Origin of the sequence: Halogeometricum sp. CBA1124 (assembly GCF_009741955.1) — an archaeon.
Taxonomy (GTDB): Archaea; Halobacteriota; Halobacteria; order Halobacteriales; family Haloferacaceae; genus Halogeometricum; species Halogeometricum rufum.
Genome location: NZ_WPCD01000063.1, coordinates 1 through 16,472 on the forward strand (window position 1 = coordinate 1; position 16,472 = coordinate 16,472).

At 67.0% G+C, this 16,472-nt stretch carries 16 protein-coding genes and 1 pseudogene; 6 read left to right on the forward strand and 11 right to left on the reverse strand.

Annotated elements, in window-relative coordinates:
* Nucleotides 1-197: hypothetical protein (locus GJ632_RS23490; protein WP_231751463.1), on the reverse strand; the 197-nt coding region annotated here is incomplete at its 3' end.
* Here GJ632_RS23490 and GJ632_RS09895 point away from each other — a divergent pair.
* The gene (locus GJ632_RS09895; protein WP_089805452.1) at nucleotides 156-551 is read left to right on the forward strand and encodes a universal stress protein; all 396 of its coding nucleotides are present in this window, start codon (nucleotides 156-158) and stop codon (nucleotides 549-551) included. The genes GJ632_RS23490 and GJ632_RS09895 overlap by 42 nt on opposite strands.
* Before the next feature lie 29 nt (nucleotides 552-580).
* Here the strand turns inward: GJ632_RS09895 and GJ632_RS09900 are convergent, their stop codons facing one another.
* The 7 genes from GJ632_RS09900 to GJ632_RS09930 all read right to left on the reverse strand — a co-directional run bounded on the left by GJ632_RS09900 (nucleotide 581) and on the right by GJ632_RS09930 (nucleotide 7,346).
* Nucleotides 581-1,123, reverse strand: a complete 543-nt coding sequence (locus GJ632_RS09900) for a thioredoxin family protein (protein WP_231751459.1) — start codon at nucleotides 1,121-1,123, stop codon at nucleotides 581-583.
* A 160-nt stretch (nucleotides 1,124-1,283) separates the two neighbouring features.
* The gene (locus GJ632_RS09905; protein ID WP_343161117.1) at nucleotides 1,284-2,027 is read right to left on the reverse strand and encodes an ABC transporter ATP-binding protein; all 744 of its coding nucleotides are present in this window, start codon (nucleotides 2,025-2,027) and stop codon (nucleotides 1,284-1,286) included.
* Nucleotides 2,024-2,845 (reverse strand): ABC transporter ATP-binding protein, encoded by an 822-nt coding sequence (locus tag GJ632_RS09910; protein WP_191452828.1) that lies wholly within the window; start codon nucleotides 2,843-2,845, stop codon nucleotides 2,024-2,026. The genes GJ632_RS09905 and GJ632_RS09910 overlap by 4 nt, the downstream gene beginning before the upstream one ends.
* A complete protein-coding gene (locus GJ632_RS09915) occupies nucleotides 2,842-4,008 on the reverse strand; it encodes a branched-chain amino acid ABC transporter permease (RefSeq protein ID WP_191452829.1) in 1,167 nt (388 codons plus the stop codon). The genes GJ632_RS09910 and GJ632_RS09915 overlap by 4 nt, the downstream gene beginning before the upstream one ends.
* Complete coding sequence (locus GJ632_RS09920; protein WP_089805442.1) at nucleotides 4,005-4,991, reverse strand: branched-chain amino acid ABC transporter permease; 987 nt, start codon at nucleotides 4,989-4,991, stop codon at nucleotides 4,005-4,007. The genes GJ632_RS09915 and GJ632_RS09920 overlap by 4 nt, the downstream gene beginning before the upstream one ends.
* Before the next feature lie 123 nt (nucleotides 4,992-5,114).
* The gene (locus GJ632_RS09925) at nucleotides 5,115-6,521 is read right to left on the reverse strand and encodes an ABC transporter substrate-binding protein (RefSeq protein WP_089805440.1); all 1,407 of its coding nucleotides are present in this window, start codon (nucleotides 6,519-6,521) and stop codon (nucleotides 5,115-5,117) included.
* Nucleotides 6,522-6,671: 150 nt separating this feature from the next.
* Nucleotides 6,672-7,346 (reverse strand): haloacid dehalogenase type II, encoded by a 675-nt coding sequence (locus tag GJ632_RS09930; RefSeq protein ID WP_191452830.1) that lies wholly within the window; start codon nucleotides 7,344-7,346, stop codon nucleotides 6,672-6,674.
* Nucleotides 7,347-7,463: 117 nt separating this feature from the next.
* Here GJ632_RS09930 and GJ632_RS09935 point away from each other — a divergent pair, with 117 nt between their 5' ends.
* Nucleotides 7,464-8,219 (forward strand): GNAT family N-acetyltransferase, encoded by a 756-nt coding sequence (locus GJ632_RS09935; RefSeq protein WP_191452831.1) that lies wholly within the window; start codon nucleotides 7,464-7,466, stop codon nucleotides 8,217-8,219.
* A gap of 27 nt (nucleotides 8,220-8,246) precedes the next feature.
* Here GJ632_RS09935 and GJ632_RS09940 read toward each other — a convergent pair whose 3' ends face one another.
* Entirely contained in the window at nucleotides 8,247-9,860 is a 1,614-nt protein-coding gene (locus GJ632_RS09940) for a long-chain-fatty-acid--CoA ligase (protein ID WP_191452832.1), read from the reverse strand.
* 175 nt (nucleotides 9,861-10,035) lie between these two features.
* Here GJ632_RS09940 and GJ632_RS09945 point away from each other — a divergent pair, with 175 nt between their 5' ends.
* Nucleotides 10,036-10,290 carry a hypothetical protein gene (locus GJ632_RS09945; protein WP_191452833.1) on the forward strand — a complete coding sequence of 85 codons (255 nt, stop codon included), beginning with the start codon at nucleotides 10,036-10,038 and terminating at the stop codon, nucleotides 10,288-10,290.
* Nucleotides 10,291-10,348: 58 nt separating this feature from the next.
* On the opposite strand, the pseudogene acs reads toward GJ632_RS09945, so the two are convergent.
* Nucleotides 10,349-12,327 (reverse strand): annotated as a pseudogene (gene acs, locus GJ632_RS09950) (acetate--CoA ligase).
* Nucleotides 12,328-12,540: 213 nt separating this feature from the next.
* Nucleotides 12,541-14,241, reverse strand: a complete 1,701-nt coding sequence (locus tag GJ632_RS09955; protein WP_191452834.1) for a methylmalonyl-CoA mutase — start codon at nucleotides 14,239-14,241, stop codon at nucleotides 12,541-12,543.
* A 106-nt stretch (nucleotides 14,242-14,347) separates the two neighbouring features.
* Between GJ632_RS09955 and GJ632_RS09960 the strand changes: the two genes are divergently transcribed.
* The 3 genes from GJ632_RS09960 to GJ632_RS23505 all read left to right on the forward strand — a co-directional run.
* Nucleotides 14,348-14,917 carry a nitrous oxide reductase accessory protein NosL gene (locus tag GJ632_RS09960; RefSeq protein WP_231751460.1) on the forward strand — a complete coding sequence of 190 codons (570 nt, stop codon included), beginning with the start codon at nucleotides 14,348-14,350 and terminating at the stop codon, nucleotides 14,915-14,917.
* Nucleotides 14,918-14,945: 28 nt separating this feature from the next.
* Entirely contained in the window at nucleotides 14,946-15,290 is a 345-nt protein-coding gene (locus GJ632_RS23495) for a hypothetical protein (RefSeq protein ID WP_231751461.1), read from the forward strand.
* Nucleotides 15,291-15,565: 275 nt separating this feature from the next.
* Nucleotides 15,566-16,472: right-handed parallel beta-helix repeat-containing protein (locus GJ632_RS23505; RefSeq protein ID WP_343161118.1), on the forward strand; the 907-nt coding region annotated here is incomplete at its 3' end.

Below are 16,472 nucleotides of genomic sequence, written 5' to 3' on the forward strand. Positions count from 1 at the left end.
CGACCGAGCGCGGTGGTGTGACGACACCGCGCCCGAACCGACCGCGGTGGTGTCGACGACACCGCCGCCCGAACCGGCCCGAACTCGGGGTAGAACCCTCGAACGGCGCCGCCGTCCCCCAAAAGACTAAGCTCCGCGGCACGGAATTTGTCCTTATGTATCATGTAGTAGTCGGTATCGACGAGAAGGAGTCGCACGTCCGGCGGTGCATCGAAGCCGTCGTGAACCTCCCGGGGGACCCCGCAGAGAAGCACGTGACGCTCATCCACAGTTTCAGCGACAACCCGAGTGGGGCGTCGGCGACGCAGGTCCACTCCGTCCGCGAGGCGGGCGAGATGCTGGACGAGGCGGGCATCGACTACGATGTCGAGGAGTCCAGCGGCGACCCCGCCGACGCCATCGTCTCGACGGCGGACGAGTTGGACGCGGACCTCATCGTGGTCGGCGGTCGGAAGCGGTCGCCCGCCGGGAAGGCCCTGTTCGGGAGCGTCACCCAGTCGGTCATCCTCGGTGCGAACCGACCGGTGATGGCTACCGGCGTCGAAGACTGAACTGAGAACAGACGGGCGCGGGCGGGCGGTTACGCCGGCGCGTCGTACACGTCGGCGAACAGTGCGCCGAGTTCGCCCGGTCGTTTTCGTCCGGTCGCAACCGCCTCGAGCGTGCCGTCTCGGAAACAGAGCACCGCGGGCGCGGCGTCGACGTCGAACGCCGCGCGGAACTCGGGCACGTTCTCACCGTCGACGCCCGCGACTGCGACGCCGTCGGGCACGAGTTCGAGAATCGCCGCGACGTCGCCCTTCATCGCCTCGCAGGGGTCGCAGTCGTGCTTCCACACCGTGAGCACCGCGTGGGGGTTGTCGTCGAGGAACGCTCGGTAGGAGTCGTCGTCGACCTCCTCGACGTCGGCCGGAACGGGCGTGTCCGGACCGAGTCGGACGAGCAGTTCCGCCATCATGGCGTGTTCGGCCGTTTCGAGCGACTCGTCGGCGAACGATTGGATGGCGAGGTACGCGACGACGTCCTCGCTCGTCACCTCGCCGCGTTCGAGGAGGTCGAGCGCCGCCTCCTTCTCGACGCCGAACAGGTCCGCGACGGTGTCGGCGACGCCGTCGTCTCCCATGTAGTCGTACGTGTTCCGGTAGACCCGGCGGTCGCTCTCGAAGGCGGGCGTGGTGGAGAGACTGCGTCTTCGTCCTCCGTCACCGCGCCGAGTTCGACGAGTCTGTCGAGGGCCGCCTCGGGGTCCGCGCGTCCGTGGGGAGGGGTGTCTGTCGACATCGTCATACCCCCAGGTAGCGTTCGCGCGTCTCTTCGTCGTCGCGGAGTTCCTCGGCGGTGCCGTCGAAGACGATGCCGCCCTGGTCGATGACGTACGCCCGGTCGGCGAGTTTGATCGCCGCCGCCGCGTTCTGCTCGACCAGCAGGATGGTCGTGCCGTCGTCGCTGATGCGCTCGACGGCGTCTTCGACGTCCTCGATTATCTTCGGCGCGAGTCCCTCGTACGGTTCGTCGAGGAGGAGCAGGTCGGTGTTCTGCTTCAGCGCGCGGGCGATGGCCAGCATCTGCTGTTCGCCGCCCGAGAGCGTCCCGGCCTTCTGTCCCCGCCGTTCGTCGAGACGGGGGAACTGCGCGTACACCTCCTCCGTGGACATCCCCTCGTGGTCGAACGAGAGCGACCGGCCCCACGTGTTCGACTTGTTGCGAACCACCTCCGCGAGGTGGAGGTTCTCCGCGACGGTGAGGTTCGGGAAGATGCGCCGTTCCTCGGGGACGAGCGAGATGCCGCCGGCGGAGACGTCCTCGGCCGGGGTACCGGTGATGTCCCTGCCCTTGAACGAGACGGTCCCGTCGCGGACCTCCGGCGGCGTCGCGCCCACGATGGAGCGGAGCGTCGTCGTCTTGCCCGCACCGTTGCGACCGAGGAGCGCGCATATCTCGCCCTCCTCGACGTTCATCGTCACGTCGCGGAGGATGTGGCTCTCCCCGTAGTAGGAGTCCACGTTCGAGAGTTCGAGCAGACTCACAGTTCGACACCTCCGAGGTAGGCCTCCTGCACGTCGGGGTTGCCGCGAATCTCCTCCGGCGTCCCCTCGGCGATGACCTGCCCGCGGTTCAGCACGACGATGCGGTCGGAGATGCTGAACACGATCTCCATGTCGTGCTCGACGAGGACGAACGTGAGTCCGAGTTCCTCTTTGACCTCCTCGATGAGGTCGACCGTCGCCTTGGTCTCCTCGGGCGACATCCCGGCCGTGGGTTCGTCCATGAGGAGCAGGTCCGGTTCGGCCGCGAGGGCGATGCCGATTTCGAGGCGGCGCTTGTCGCCGTAGGGGAGGTCCTCGGCGTCCGTGTGCGCTTGGTTCAACAGGCCGACCGCGTCCAGCGTGTTCTCGGTGCGCTCGTGGACGTCGGTCAGTTTGTTCCGGTGGGTGAGGAAGTTGAATCCGAAGTCGCCCTGTTCGGCGGCGAGCGCCGCTATCTCTGCGTTCTCTCTCACCGTCAGGTCGGGGAAGATGGAGGCGGTCTGGAACGACTTCGAGACGCCTCGTTGCACCACCTCGTGCGGTTCCATCCCGACGATGGACTCGCCCTTGAACCGGATGTCGCCTTCGGTCGGGTCGAGACGCCGCGTGATGAGGTTGATGAGCGTGGACTTGCCCGCGCCGTTCGGTCCGATGATGGAGACGCGTTCGCCGCGTTCGACCGTCAGGTCGACGTCGTCGGTGGCGACGAGGCCGCCGAACTCCTTCGTGAGACCGTCCGTCTGCAACAGCGGTTCCGAACCTGCATCGGGGGTCGGCGTCGACTCGCGGTCGGAGCCGTCTCCGGCGTCGGAACTCATCGACGGTCACCTCCGACGAGGTCGCGGACGGACGAGCGCAGGTCGGACACCCCGCCCCAGATACCGCTGGGGGCCACCCAGATGACCACGACGAACACCAGTCCGAGCAGCAGGTGCCAGTACGTCCCGAAGTCCTGAACGAGGACGACCTGCGTGAACGGCAGGTAGAGCGTCTGGACCCCGCTGACGATGTTCTCGACGTAGAGGTAGAGCCCCGCGCCGGCTATCGGGCCGAACAGCGAGGCGGTGCCGCCGAGGACGGTCATGATGACGATTTCGCCGGACTCCGTCCAGTAGAGCGACTGGAGCGGAACGTACGAACCGTGGATGGTGAACAGGCTCCCCGCGACGCCCGCGAACGCGCCGGAGATGATGAACGCCATCAGCTTGTAGCGCCAGACGTTGAGTCCGACGAACTCCGCGCGCTGTTCGTTCTCGCGGATGGCGCGGAACACCATCCCGTACGGCGAGTTGAGGATGCGGTAGGCCGCCGCGACGGCGAGGACGGCGAAGACGGCGACGAACAGGTACATCCAGTTACCGAGCAGCGTACCCGCGACCGACGGCAGTTCGGACTCGAGGTGGAACTGGCCGAACAGCGCACCGACCGAGATGCCGGTCAGCCCGTTCTCCCCGCCCGTGAGGAACGCCAGCGGTGCCGCGGACATGTAGTAGAGCATCTGTCCGAACGCCAGCGTGAGGATGCTGAAGTAGATGCCGCCGCGTCGCAGCGACAGGAACCCGAGCACCCACGCCAGCAGGATGGCGAACACCGTCCCCGAGACGACCATCACGATGGGGTCCGCGGAGACGTTGTTCGCCACGATGCCGGCGACGTACGCCGCCCCGCCCCAGAACGCCGCGTGGCCGAACGACAGCAGGCCGGTGTAACCGAGAAGCAGGTCGAAGCCGACGGCGAAGATGCCCCAGATGAGCATCAGCGTCGCCAGCGACTGGTAGCCGAGCAGCAGGTCGCTGACCACCGGCGCGCGGGAGAACAGCCACGGGAAGAGGGCGACGGCGATGACGGTCAGTCCGACCACCGTCACCTCGCGCTCTCGAACCGCCTCCCAGCGGGCGACGAGCGAGCCGTCGCTGATGACGGCGCCGCCGTCGCTCGTGGCGTTGGCGCTTCCCTCGCCGGTCGTGTTTCGGTCGCTCATGGGGCCACCTCCTCGTCACCGAGGATGCCCTGCGGTCTGACGAGCAGGATGATGGCCGCGATGGCGTACAGCCCCACCTGCGACCACGGCGAGAAGTTCAGCGTGAACGACGCGATGGTCACCGACGGCAGGCCGATGAGCGTCGCCTGTACCAGTCCGATGATGAGGCCGCCCACCACCGCGCCCGCGATGGTGCCGACGCCGCCGATGACGACGGTGAGGAACGCGGGGACGAGGATGTTCATGCCGACGGTGGGGTTGACGACGTTCAGCGGACCGCCGACGACGCCGGCGACGCCCGCGAGGGCCGCGCCGATGCCGAAGACGACGAGGTACGGTCGCGATATCTTGATGCCGAGGAGTCGGACCATCTCGGCGTCGCGGGTCCCGGCCCGGACGACCAGGCCGAAGTCGGTGTGCTCGACCAGCAGGTAGACGATGCCGACGAGGACGGCCGTGATGCCGATGACCCAGAGCCGCCACCGCGGGAAGTTCCCGACGATGGGCAGTTGCATCGGTCCGGAGACGGGGATGACCGAGAGGATGTACTCGGGCTGGTTGAACGGGAGGCTGTTGCTCCCGAACAGGATGCGGAACAGTTCTTGGACGACGATGGCCAGTCCGAACGTGACCAGAATCTGGTCGGTGTCCGGCCGGTCGTAGAACGGGCGCGCGAGGAACCGCTCCATCAGGAGACCGATGGCGAAGACGAAGAGCGGGACCAACACGAGGGCCGCGAGGAACCCCCAGCCGAGGCCGAAGTCGGCGTATCCCCACTCCTGAAGCTTCCCCGAGGAGAGCGTGATGTCGAGCGCGATGAACAGTCCTGCGTACGTTCCGATGAGGTAGAGCGCCCCGTGCGCGAAGTTGACGAACTTCAGCGTCCCGAGGATGATAGAGAGTCCGACGGCCAAGAGCACGTAGATGGCGCCCTGCTGAAGCCCGTTCAGCAGGATGGTGGCCAACTGGGAGACGACGCTCATCGCGCCCTCCCCGGAGTCCGTATCGAAATACGCTCCGTCCGGTTCGTGGTGTGAGTTATCATGACAGTATCGAGTTCGGGTTTCGGTCTAAAGATTATGAAGGTGGCGTTACGGGCGAACCTACTACTCGGCCGGTCCGAGTTCGCACTCCGCCGCGGGCCCCTCGTCACACGCGTAGCCGAGTTCCTCTCGGCTGGTGATGTTGATGATGTCGAAGTACCGGCCGCTCTCCTGTTCGGACTCCGGGAGCCCCTGCACGACGGGCACGTCGCGCTGCGCCTGGTGGTCGCAGGCGCGCATCGTCTCCGCGCCCATGCCGATGTTGTCGTACTCGTAGTCTTCGAGTTGCTTGATGACCTCCGGCGGGTAGAACGTCCCCGCACGCTCGACGGCGGCGGCGTACTGCAGCGTCTGTGCGTACGCCAACTGCGCCGGACCGGACGGGACCCGGTCGTACTCGTCCTGGAAGGCCTGCGTGAACTGGTTGGACGGCTCGTTGTCTATCTGGGAGTCCCACGCCACCGTGCCGTAGATGCCCTCGATGGCGCCGCCCGCCGCTTCGGCCATCGGCCGGTTGTAGAGCGGGACGAGAATCTCCATGTCCTCGTCGATGCCGGCGTCGACAGCCTGCTGCACCGAGTTCGCGCCGTCCAGCCCGTAGTGGTTCAGGATGAGCACGTCCGCGCCGGAGTTGGCCGCCTCCGAGAGGTACGACTGGTAGTCGCTGGTCCCGAGCGGCGTCGCCACGGAGTTGGCCTGTTCCCAGCCCGCGACTTCGGTCATGAACTTCTCCATCGACGCCTGCTGGGTCTGTCCCCAACTGTAGTCCGCGTACAACTGGTAGAACGTGAGGTCCTCGCCGTACTCCTCTGCGACCACGGGTGCCAGCGCCTGTCCGGTCATGTAGGCGTTGAACATCTCGCGGAACCCGTAGCGGGCGCAGTCCTTGCCGGTGGTGTCGTTCGAGTGCGTCAGACACGCCATGAACAGGACGTTCTCGTTCTGGCACAGCCCCTGAACGGCGATGGCCACCGCCGAGGACGAGCCGCCGGACACCATGATGGCGTTGTCACGCTGGATCATCCGCGACGCCGACTGCCGCGCGGTGTCGGCGTCCGTCGCGGTGTCCCCGTCCACGTAGTCGATGGTGTAGTCGAGGACGCCGTCGCCCGACAGGTCGTCGAACTGACTGTCGACCCAGCCCCCGCCCTCGTTCAGGTGCTTGACCGCGAGCTCATACGCTCGAAGCTCGTCTTGCCCCTCCGAGGCGTACGGTCCGGACTGCGGGACGTTGAACCCGAAGATGGCCGTGTCGCCCTCGATGGGGTAGTTGCCGAGTGCCGGGTAGTCTTCGCTCCCGCCGTCGCCGCCGGAGTCGGTGTCGCCCCCACCCGTCTGGTCGCCACCACCCCCGTCGGTCTGTTCCCCGCCGTTTCCTGAGCAGCCGGCCAGTCCCGCGATTCCGACGGTGCTGGCGCCTGCCGCTTTCAACAAGTCTCGTCTATTGAGGGACCTGTTATCCCGTGCCATGGGCTAACGCTTTATCGATTGTTAATAATTGTTTTGTATAATGTGCCTTACCCACTCGTTATAGTTGTCAAAGGAACATGGAATATTGGGTATGATAATATTTACCAGACAATGATATGGGATGATATTCTAGTATGAAGTGGTATCTATTCACACGATTGTGTCGGGCAGTTCCGCCAGCGAAGCGAGTTCCACGTCGGGGTCCGCGCCGAGTTCCTCCGGCGGGTCGTTCCGGCGGTTCACCCACGCCGTCCGCATCCCTGCCGCGCCCGCGCCCGCGACGTCCCACGCGTTCGAGGAGACGAGACGGCAGTCGCCGACGGACCGGTCGAGTCTGTCGGCGGCGTGTTCGTACACCGCGGGGTCGGGTTTGAACGTCGCCACCTCGTCGGCGCTGACGATGCCGTCGAGATGGTCCGTCAGTCCCGCGTTCTCGGCGAGACGGTCCAGCATCGCCGGGTCGCCGTTCGAGAGGACCACGAGTTCTCGCCCCGCGTCCGAGAGACGGCGAAGCGTCTCTGCGGCGTCCGGAAACGGGTCCAGTTCGTCGTACGCTTCGAGGATGCGGCGGCGCGTCGCGGAGTCGGGGTCCAGCCCGTAGACGGCGAGCGCGTAGTCGAGTCCGCGCGACGTGAGGTCCCAGAACGGTTCGTACGCGCCCATCAACGCCGCGTGCGTGGAGTATCGAAGCTGCCGTTCCCGCCACAGTGCCTCGACACCGTCGACGACGGCGCCCGAGGCGTCGAGTTCCGCCGCCAGTCGCGCCGTGACCGTCGTCGTGTCGCAGAGCGTCCCGTACATGTCGAAGCAGAGCGCGCGCGCCATACCGTGCTGTCGATGCGCAGGCGCAAGAAAGAGGGGGCCGCCGCGGCGTCCGCGAGTCGGTTCCACCGGACGACGACGACCACGAACGTGAAGTAACGTGACTGTGTACCACGTGTCATGGACCTTCGAGACGCAACCACGTCGGACATCGAACAGATTCGGACCGTCGCGAACGGGTCGATGCAGGCCTCGTACGGGCACGCGATGGACGAGGAGACCATCGCGGACGCCGTCGAGACCTGGTACGACGCCGACACGCTCTCCGACTGGCTCTCGGACGACGCCGTCGTGTTCGTCGTCGCTGTCGATGACGGCGACGTGGTCGGGTTCATCCAGTCGTACGTCTCGGAGGGGCGCGAGACGGTGGGCGAGATAGATTGGCTCCACGTCAGTCCGGACCACCGGAGCGAGGGCGTCGGGTCGCAACTGCTCAAGCGCGCCGAACAGGAACTGACGAACCGCGGCGTGGACCGCATCGAGGGGAGCGTCCTCGCGGACAACGAGGCCGGCGCGGACTTCTACGCCGAACAGGGGTACGAGCGAACCGACGACCGACGCATCGAAATCGGCGGCGAGTCCTTCGAGGAGCAGACGTACGCGAAGCGACTCGACGCCGAGGGGGAGCGAATCGTCACCGAGGAACGGACCCTCGACGACGGGGAGACGGTGTACGTGGCCTACGACGAGGCGGTCCGGGGGAAGGAGGCGCCGTTCTACGCCGTCTTCCTCGACCCGGAACGGAGCGAGCGCTACGGGTGGATGTGCGGCGAGGACGAGAGCTTCGACATCGCGATGGACACGATGGAACGAATCGAGTGTAACACCTGCGGGAACCGGCGGAAGGCGGCCCGCTGGGACGCCGCCTACCTGTAGTCGGCCCCGTTCGACGACTGCCCGTCGTCAGCCCTGCCCGACCATCCGGTCTTCGTCCTCCCACTCGCGTTCGCGGAGTTCGTACTTCTGTATCTTTCCGGTGGCCGTCTTCGGCAGTTCGTCGACGAACTCGATCTCCTTGGGCACCTTGTACGTCGCGATGCGTTCGCGCGTGTAGTCGATGAGGTCCGCCTCGGTCACGCCGGGGTCGTCCACGTCGCCGTTCGCCGGGACGACGAACGCCTTCGGCGACTCGCCCCATTCGTCGGAGGGCATCGGAACGACCGCCACGTCGCCGACGGCGTCGTGGTCGAACAGCGTGTCCTCCAACTCGATGGAGGAGATGTTCTCGCCGCCGGAGATGATGATGTCCTTCTTCCTGTCCTGGATGGTGACGAAGCCGTTCTCGTCCACGACGGCGAGGTCACCCATGTGGTAGTAGCCCTCCAGACGGTCGGTGAACGCCTCCTCGGTCTCCTCGGGTTTGTTCCAGTAGCGGTCCATCACCTGGTTGCCGCGGACGACGATTTCGCCGACGGTCTGCCCGTCGCGGGTCACCTCCTCACCGTCCTCGTCCACGACGCGCACGTCGGTGCCGAGGTAGCCGATTCCTTGCTGTTTCTTCACCTCGAACCGCTCGTCGCTGTCGTCGTCGAAGAAGCGCCGGGCGTCGGAGGTGGTGATGAGCGGTCCCGTCTCCGTCGCGCCGTAGACGTGCATGAGGTACCAGCCGAACTCGTCCTCGACGGTCCGGATGGTCGCCTCGGGCGGGGCCGCGCCCGCGGTGGCCGCTCGCACGGGCGCGTCGCCCGACGTCTCCACGCCGCCCTGCTTGTCGTAGTGGTCCATCAGCATGTTCAATACCGTCGGCGCGGCGCACATGTACGAGACGTCCTCCTCGCGCACGGTGTCGAATATCCACTCGGCGTCGACGCCCCGCGTGCAGACGTGCTTCGCCCCGGCGCCGGTGACGGCGTAGATGTGGCCCCAGCCGTTGACGTGGAACATCGGGAGGGTCCACAGGTAGACGTCGTCGTCGGCGATGTCCTGGTGGGACGTGACGAGGTAGGCGTGCAGCGTCTCCGTCCGGTGCGTCCGGCAGACGCCCTTCGGGTCCCCCGTCGTCCCGGACGTGTAGTTGATGGTGATGAGTTCGTCCTCGGACATCTCCGGGCGGTCGTAGTCGGTGGCGTCGGCGATTATCTCGTCGAACGAGAGCCAGTCGCCCTCCACCGCGTCCGCGTCGTTCGTGACGAATATCTCCGTCGGCACGTCGTCGCGTATCTCCTCTATCTTCTCGGCGTACTCGTAGTCCGCGTACACCGCCTTCACCTCGGCGTCGTTCAGGATGTACTCGTAGTCGGCGGGGACGAGTCGGTAGTTCAGCGGCGTGTGGACCGCGCCGAGTTGCATCGACCCGTACGCCGCCTCGAGGTGGTAGTGGGTGTTCGGGTCCAACACGGCCACCCGGTCGCCCTTCTCGACGCCCCGGGCCGCCATGGCCGCCGAGAATCCATCCGCGCGGTCCCCGAGTTCGTCGTAGGTGAATCGTTCGCCGGTCGTCGCGACGACCGCTTCCTGGTCGCCGTAGTAACGCCGTGCTCGGTCCAGAAAGTCCGTGACGAGCAGTGGTTTCTCCATCGCGTGAGTAATTCACCAACGTCGATGATAAATACAAGGGTCGACGCAATCGCTCCCGACGTCTCCCCACGACTATTACCGCTACCGAGGGCGACGGTACGCTGGGAAGCCGAGTATATTCCAACATGTCAGAGTGGAGAAAATAACTTTAGGCAGTCGCTCGAACACGGGTGCAATGGCGCTCTCAGACTACACCGGGCAGTCGCCCGTCGGTAACGAGGACGCGACGGTCGTCCGCGTCGCGCCGCACCGACTCTGGCAACCCGGCCGCACCCGGACGGAACCCTGCGCGAACTGCGGCGACGAACTCGTCCTCTCCGAAGAACACCTGCTCGTCGTCCTCGACGAACGAGGGACGCGGACGCGACGCTACTTCCGCGAGGAGTCGTGCGTCCGCGCGTGGTTGGACGCCGAGGCGGGAGCGGAGTGACGGCCGAGGTGAGGCCCGAGGGCCGTCGCCGGTCGGGCGCAGGTAGCGGTCGCTCCTCTCAGTCGCCGCGGACCTTCGTCTGGATGTCCTCGACGATGTCGGGGTTCCGCAGCGTCGTGGTGTCGCCGAGTTCCTCGTCGTTGGCGATCTCTTCGAGGAGCCGACGCATTATCTTCCCCGACCGCGTCTTCGGCAGTTCGGGCGTGAAGACGACCTGTTCGGGGCGGGCGATGGGACCGATGGCGTCCTCGACGCCCTCGATTATCTTCCCGCGCATCTCCTCGGTCTCCTCGTAGCCGTCCTCGAGGATGACGTAGGCGTAGACGGCCTCGCCCTTCACCTCGTGGTCGCCGCCGACGACCGCCGCCTCGGCGACGCCCTCGACGCCGACGATGGCGGACTCTATCTCCATCGTCCCGAGGCGGTGCCCCGAGACGTTGAGCACGTCGTCCACCCGGCCGAGGATGGTGATGTAGCCGTCGTCGTCTATCTTCGCGCCGTCCTCGGGGAAGTACACCCACTCGCCCTCGTCGGAGTCGGAGTACTCCTGCCAGTACTCGGAGATGAACCGCTCGTCGTTGTCGTACAGCGTCCGGAGCATCCCCGGCCACGGCTTGTTCACCGTGATGTAGCCGGCGCGGCCGGCCTCGACTTCCTTGCCGTTCGTGTCGACGACGCGCGCGTCGATGCCCGGAAGCGGCGGCCCGGCCGACCCGGGCTTCATCGTGCCGACGCCGGGCAGGGTGGTGACCATCATCCCGCCCGTCTCCGTCTGCCACCACGTGTCCACGACGGGGCACTCCTCGTCGCCGATGTGCTGGTAGTACCACTTCCACGCGCGCGGGTTGATGGGTTCGCCCACCGTACCGAGGAGGCGGAGCGACGACAGGTCGCGGCGTTCGGGGAACTGCGACCCCCACTTCATGAACGCGCGGATGGCCGTCGGAGCGGTGTAGAACACGTCTACGGCGTACTTCTCGACGATCTCCCACAGACGGTCGCGCTGGGGGTAATCCGGCGTCCCCTCGTACATCACCGTCGTCGTCCCCAGCGAGAGGGGGCCGTAGACGATGTACGAGTGGCCCGTGATCCAGCCGATGTCCGCCGAGCACCAGTAGGTGTCCTCGGGCTTCAGGTCGAGGACGGAGTGGGAGGTCCACGACGTGTACGCGAGGTAGCCGCCCGTCGTGTGCTTGACCCCCTTCGGTTCGCCCGTCGTCCCCGAGGTGTACATGAGGAACAGCATGTCCTCGGCGTCGCGTTCGACGGGGTCGACGCGGTCACCGTCGTGGTCGGCCATCAGGTCGTCCCAGTCGTGCTGGTTGCCCTTCAGGTCGTGGCCGAAGCCGTCGTCGCCCAGTCGGTCCACGACGACGGTGGCGTCCACGCCGTGGTCGACGCCGTCGAGGCCCTCGTTGGCCTTCTCCATGTGGTCGAGGGCGTCGCCGCGGCGGTAGTAGCGTCGCACGTCACGAGGAAGCGAGAGTCCGCAGAGTTCATCCGAGTGGCGAGCGCGTCCGCGGAGAAGCCGGCGAACACCACCGAGTGCGGCGCGCCGATGCGGGCGCAGGCGAGCATGGCGATGGGGAGTTCGGGCACCATCGGCATGTAGAGCGTGACGACGTCGTCCTCCTCGACGCCCAGGTCACGGAGGGCGGCCGCGAACTCGTTCACCTCGCGATAGAGGTCCTGATAGGTGTAGGTGCGCGTGTCGCCGTGTTCGCCCTCCCACTTGATGGCGACGCGGTTCTTGTCGCCGTTCTCGACGTGCCGGTCGACGCAGTTGTACGACGCGTTCAACTTCCCGTTCACGAACCACTCGTAGAACGGTTCGTCGGAGTCGTCCAGCACCTGGTCGTAGTCGTCGAACCAGTCGAGCATCTCCGCCGCGCGCTCCCAACTGTGCGGCCAGTTCTCCTCGAACTCGTCGTAGATGCCCGGGTCGGACACGTTCGCCTGTTCGACGAACTCCTCGGTGGGTTCGAACTCCTCCTGTTCAACTAGCCGTGCCTCGAGTTCTCCGTCACCGTCTGACATAGGTCGTGCAAACCTACCGAATCCTCCATGATAAATCTATGTGAACGCACAATACGATTAATCGACCGACTGCGGAGGGATAGCGAGGGGAGAACGCCGTTTCTCCGTCTGCCGTACGTGCGTGAGGGGTTGCAAAAAAAGGTGCATCGCTCGGCGGTCAGACGGGCGTCGGTCGGGGGACAGTCGTCTCCGCCGCGCCCGCCGCCCTCGGCCTCACACCACGCCGACCGTCTCGCGGTACGTGCCGTGCTCCTCGGCGAACACGTCCATGATCTCGCCCATCGTGGCGTACGCCTTCACCGCCTCGACGAGCGACGGCATGACGTTCTCGCCCGCTTCGACGGCCGCGCGGACGTCGTCCAGTGCGGCTTCGACCGCCTCGTCGTCGCGTTCGTCCTTGACCGCGGCGAGACGCTCCAACTGTCGGTCCTGCGTGTCCTCGTCGACGGTGAGGATGTCCGGGCGGGTGTCCTCCTCCATCGTGTACTTGTTGACGCCGACGACTATCTCCTCGCCCTCCTCGACGCGCTCTTGGTACTCGTAGGACGCCCCCTGAATCTCGCGGTGGAAGTAGCCCTCGTCGATGCCGGTGAGGACGCCGTCGCGGACGGAGCCGTCGCCCATCTCGCGTATCTCCTCGATGTAGGCCATCGCCTCCGCCTCCACATCGTCGGTGAGCGACTCGACGAAGAAACTGCCGCCGAGGGGGTCGATGACGTCCGCCGCGCCCGACTCCTCGGCGATTATCTGCTGGGTGCGGAGGGCGACGCGAACCGCCTCCTCGCCGGGGAGCGCGAGTGCCTCGTCGAAGCTGTTCGTGTGGAGGCTCTGCGTCCCGCCGAGGACGCCCGCCAGCGCCTGAATCGTCACGCGGACGATGTTGTTCAGCGGTTGCTGGGCGGTCAGCGACTGCCCCGCCGTCTGCGTGTGGAACTTCAGGCGCTTGGACGCGTCGTCCTCGGCGTCGTACCACTCCTCCATCACGCGCGCGTAGATGCGTCTGGCGGCGCGGAACTTCGCCACCTCCTCGAAGATGGAGTTGTGCGAGTTGAAGAAGAAGGAGAGCAGGGGCGCGACGGTGTCCACGTCCATCCCGCGTTCGAGGGCGTCCTCGACGTACGCGAAGCCGTCGGCGAGGGTGAAGGCGAGTTCCTGTACCGCGGTCGAACCCGCCTCGCGGATGTGGTAGCCCGAGACGGAGATGGGGTGGAACTTCGGCGTCTGTTCGGCCGCGAACTCCACGGTGTCGGTCACCATGTCGAGCGACGGCGCCGGCGGGATGACCCACTCCTTCTGCGCGATGAACTCCTTCAGCATGTCGTTCTGGAGGGTGCCGCGAATCTCCTCGCGCGGGACGCCCTGCCGGTCGGCGAGGGCGACGTACATCGCGTATATCACGGGCGCGGAGGGGTTGATGGTGAACGAGGTGGACACCTCGCCCACGTCGATGCCGTCGAACAGAATCTCCATGTCGCGGAGGGTGTCGACGGCGACGCCCTCCTTTCCGACTTCGCCGTCCGAGAGGGGGTCGTCGGAGTCCTTCCCCATCAGCGAGGGCATGTCGAACGCCGTCGACAGTCCGGTCTGGCCGTTCTCGACGAGGAAGTGGAACCGGTCGTTCGTCTCCTCCGCGGTGCCGAACCCGGCGAACTGCCGCATCGTCCACGTCCGACCGCGGTACATCGTCGGGTACGGGCCGCGAGTGAACGGGAACTCACCCGGGAAGCCGAGGTCCTCCTCGTAGTCGACGTCCGCCACGTCGTTCGGGGTGTACAGGTCGTCGACTTCGAGGTTCGAGACGGTCGCGAATCGGTCCTTTCGCTCCCCGAACCGCTCTCGCGTCGGGTCGCGGGTCTCCGACTCCCAGTCCTCGCGGGCCTCACGGATGTCCGCGAGTTCGTCCTCGTCGTACATGGCGCAGAATTTGCCGGGCAAATGATTAAGGATTCGGGTCCCGGCGCGGTGGTCGGCGAGACGAATCGACAAGCCAGTTATCCCCGCCCGGCGTGAACGTCAGCGTATGTGCAACCGACGACACGCGGACGACGGTCCCGGACTCCGACGACGGCGCGTCCTCTTCGCCGGTGCCGCCGTGGGGGCGGCGGCGCTCTCGGGATGTCTCGGGGGTGGTGGCGGCGACCAGGCGTCGGCGCCGCCGGCGGAGACGATACCCGAGGGCGCGACGTGCGAGGTGTGCGGGATGAACATTCGGCAGAACCCCGGCCCTTCGGCGGAGATTTTCTACCGCGACCAGCGACCGAACGACCACGAGAACCCCGCCCGGTTCGACAGCACGTGGGAGGCCTACCAGTACGAGTTCGAGAAGGACGACGCCGGGTGGGAGGACGTCGCCTTCTACGTCACCGACCACTCCGCGGTGGACTACCGGACGTTCGAGGACGGCGGCGACACGTTCATCTCGCGGCACTACGAGGCGTCGACGTTCGTGCCGGCTGCGGACGTGACGTACGTCGTGGACTCCGAGGTGAAGGGGGCGATGGGCCGTGACCTCGTCGGCTTCACCGAGAGGCGGACGCGGAGTCGTTCCAGTCGGAGTGGGGCGGGTCGCTGGCGACGCACGACGAGGTGACGCCCGAAGTCGTCGCCGGCCTCGGGCGGTGATGGCGCTTCTCACGCCGTCGGAGACGAAGTGGGTCGTCGCCGCGGTGGCGGCGGTACTCGTCCTCGCCAGCCTCTCGTTCGCCCTGACGCCCGTCAGCGGCGAGCAACTGCGCCCCGTGGCGTTCTCCGACACCGTGAGCATGGGCGGGACGGGCGTCGACGCCCGTCGGGCCGACGCGGAGGGGTTCGCCATCCCGCGCGCGGAGGTGTTCTTCTCGGGCTACCGCTACGTCGTCGGCTACGTCGGCGTCGACACCGCGGCGAGCGAACTCGCCGACCCGGGGACGCAGCGACAGTTCGGGCGCCGTTGGCCGTCTACGTCTCGGACTTCTCGACGGTGACGCCGACGCTGACCGACGAGGGGTTCGTCGTCCCCGAACGCGGCCCGGGCCGTCGGGTGGACGGCCGGGCCGTCGGCCCACTTCGTCGTCGGCAGCGACGCCCGGGTCCCCTCCGGTCCGACGGTGCTCCCGTTCTCCGAGGCGGCGGACGCCCGGCGGTTCGCCGCGGCCCACGGCGGCAGCGTGGTGGACTGGGAGACGCTCCAGTCGCGCCTCGGCGACCGCCTGCAGGACGCCTCGCCACCGGTCGAACGCGCGGAGGCGACTCGGCACGCGTGGGCGAACGACACGGCTGGCGGCGGCCGGCGCGCGCGGACCGGCCGCGGTCGGTCGTCGTCGGCCGCGACGCCCCCACCGTCGCCGCCGCCGTCGCCGCGGCCCCGCCGAACACCACCGTCTACCTGCCGCCGGGGACGTACGACGTGGACGCCGTCGAGGTGAACGACTCCGTCACCCTCGCCGGCGCGGGGCCGGACACCGTCGTCCGCGGCGACGGCGAGGGGAGCGTCCTCGTCCTCCGGGCGGACGGCGCGGCGGTGCGGAACCTCCGCGTCGAGGGCGTCGGCCCCGTCGGAAGTCGCGGCATCGACAGTCGAAACGAGTCGATGGACTGGGACACCACGGTCCAGTTGGCATACGGCTACGGCGACGCGGCCGTCGTGCTGGACGGCGTCGACGACGGCGTCGTCGCCGACGTGACGATAGACACGCCCGCCAGCGGCGTCGTCGTCCGCGACAGCGACGACTCGGTGCTGCGGAACCTGACCGTCCGCGGCGCCGACACCGCCTCGGAGGGCTTCATGGGCGTCGTCCTCATCGGCGGGCGGAGCGTGGTCGAAGAATCCACCTTCGTCGGCGGCCGCGACGGCGTCTACACGCACCGCGCGGACGGGAGCGTCGTCAGGGACAACCGCTTTTCGCCCGGACGCTACGGCGTCCACGAGATGTACACCTCCGGGACGCTGGTCGCAGACAACACCGTGCGCGACGCGCAGATGGGCGTCGTCGTGATGACCCGACCGACGGACAACCTCGTCGTCGGCAACGTCGTCCGAGACAGCACCTACGGCGTCGTCCCCGCCGGCGGCGACTCCTACTACGGCGAGAACGTCCTCGTCGGCAACGTGTACGGTCTGACGGTCGCGGGCGACCGGAACACGTTCGACTCGAACGTCGTCGTCG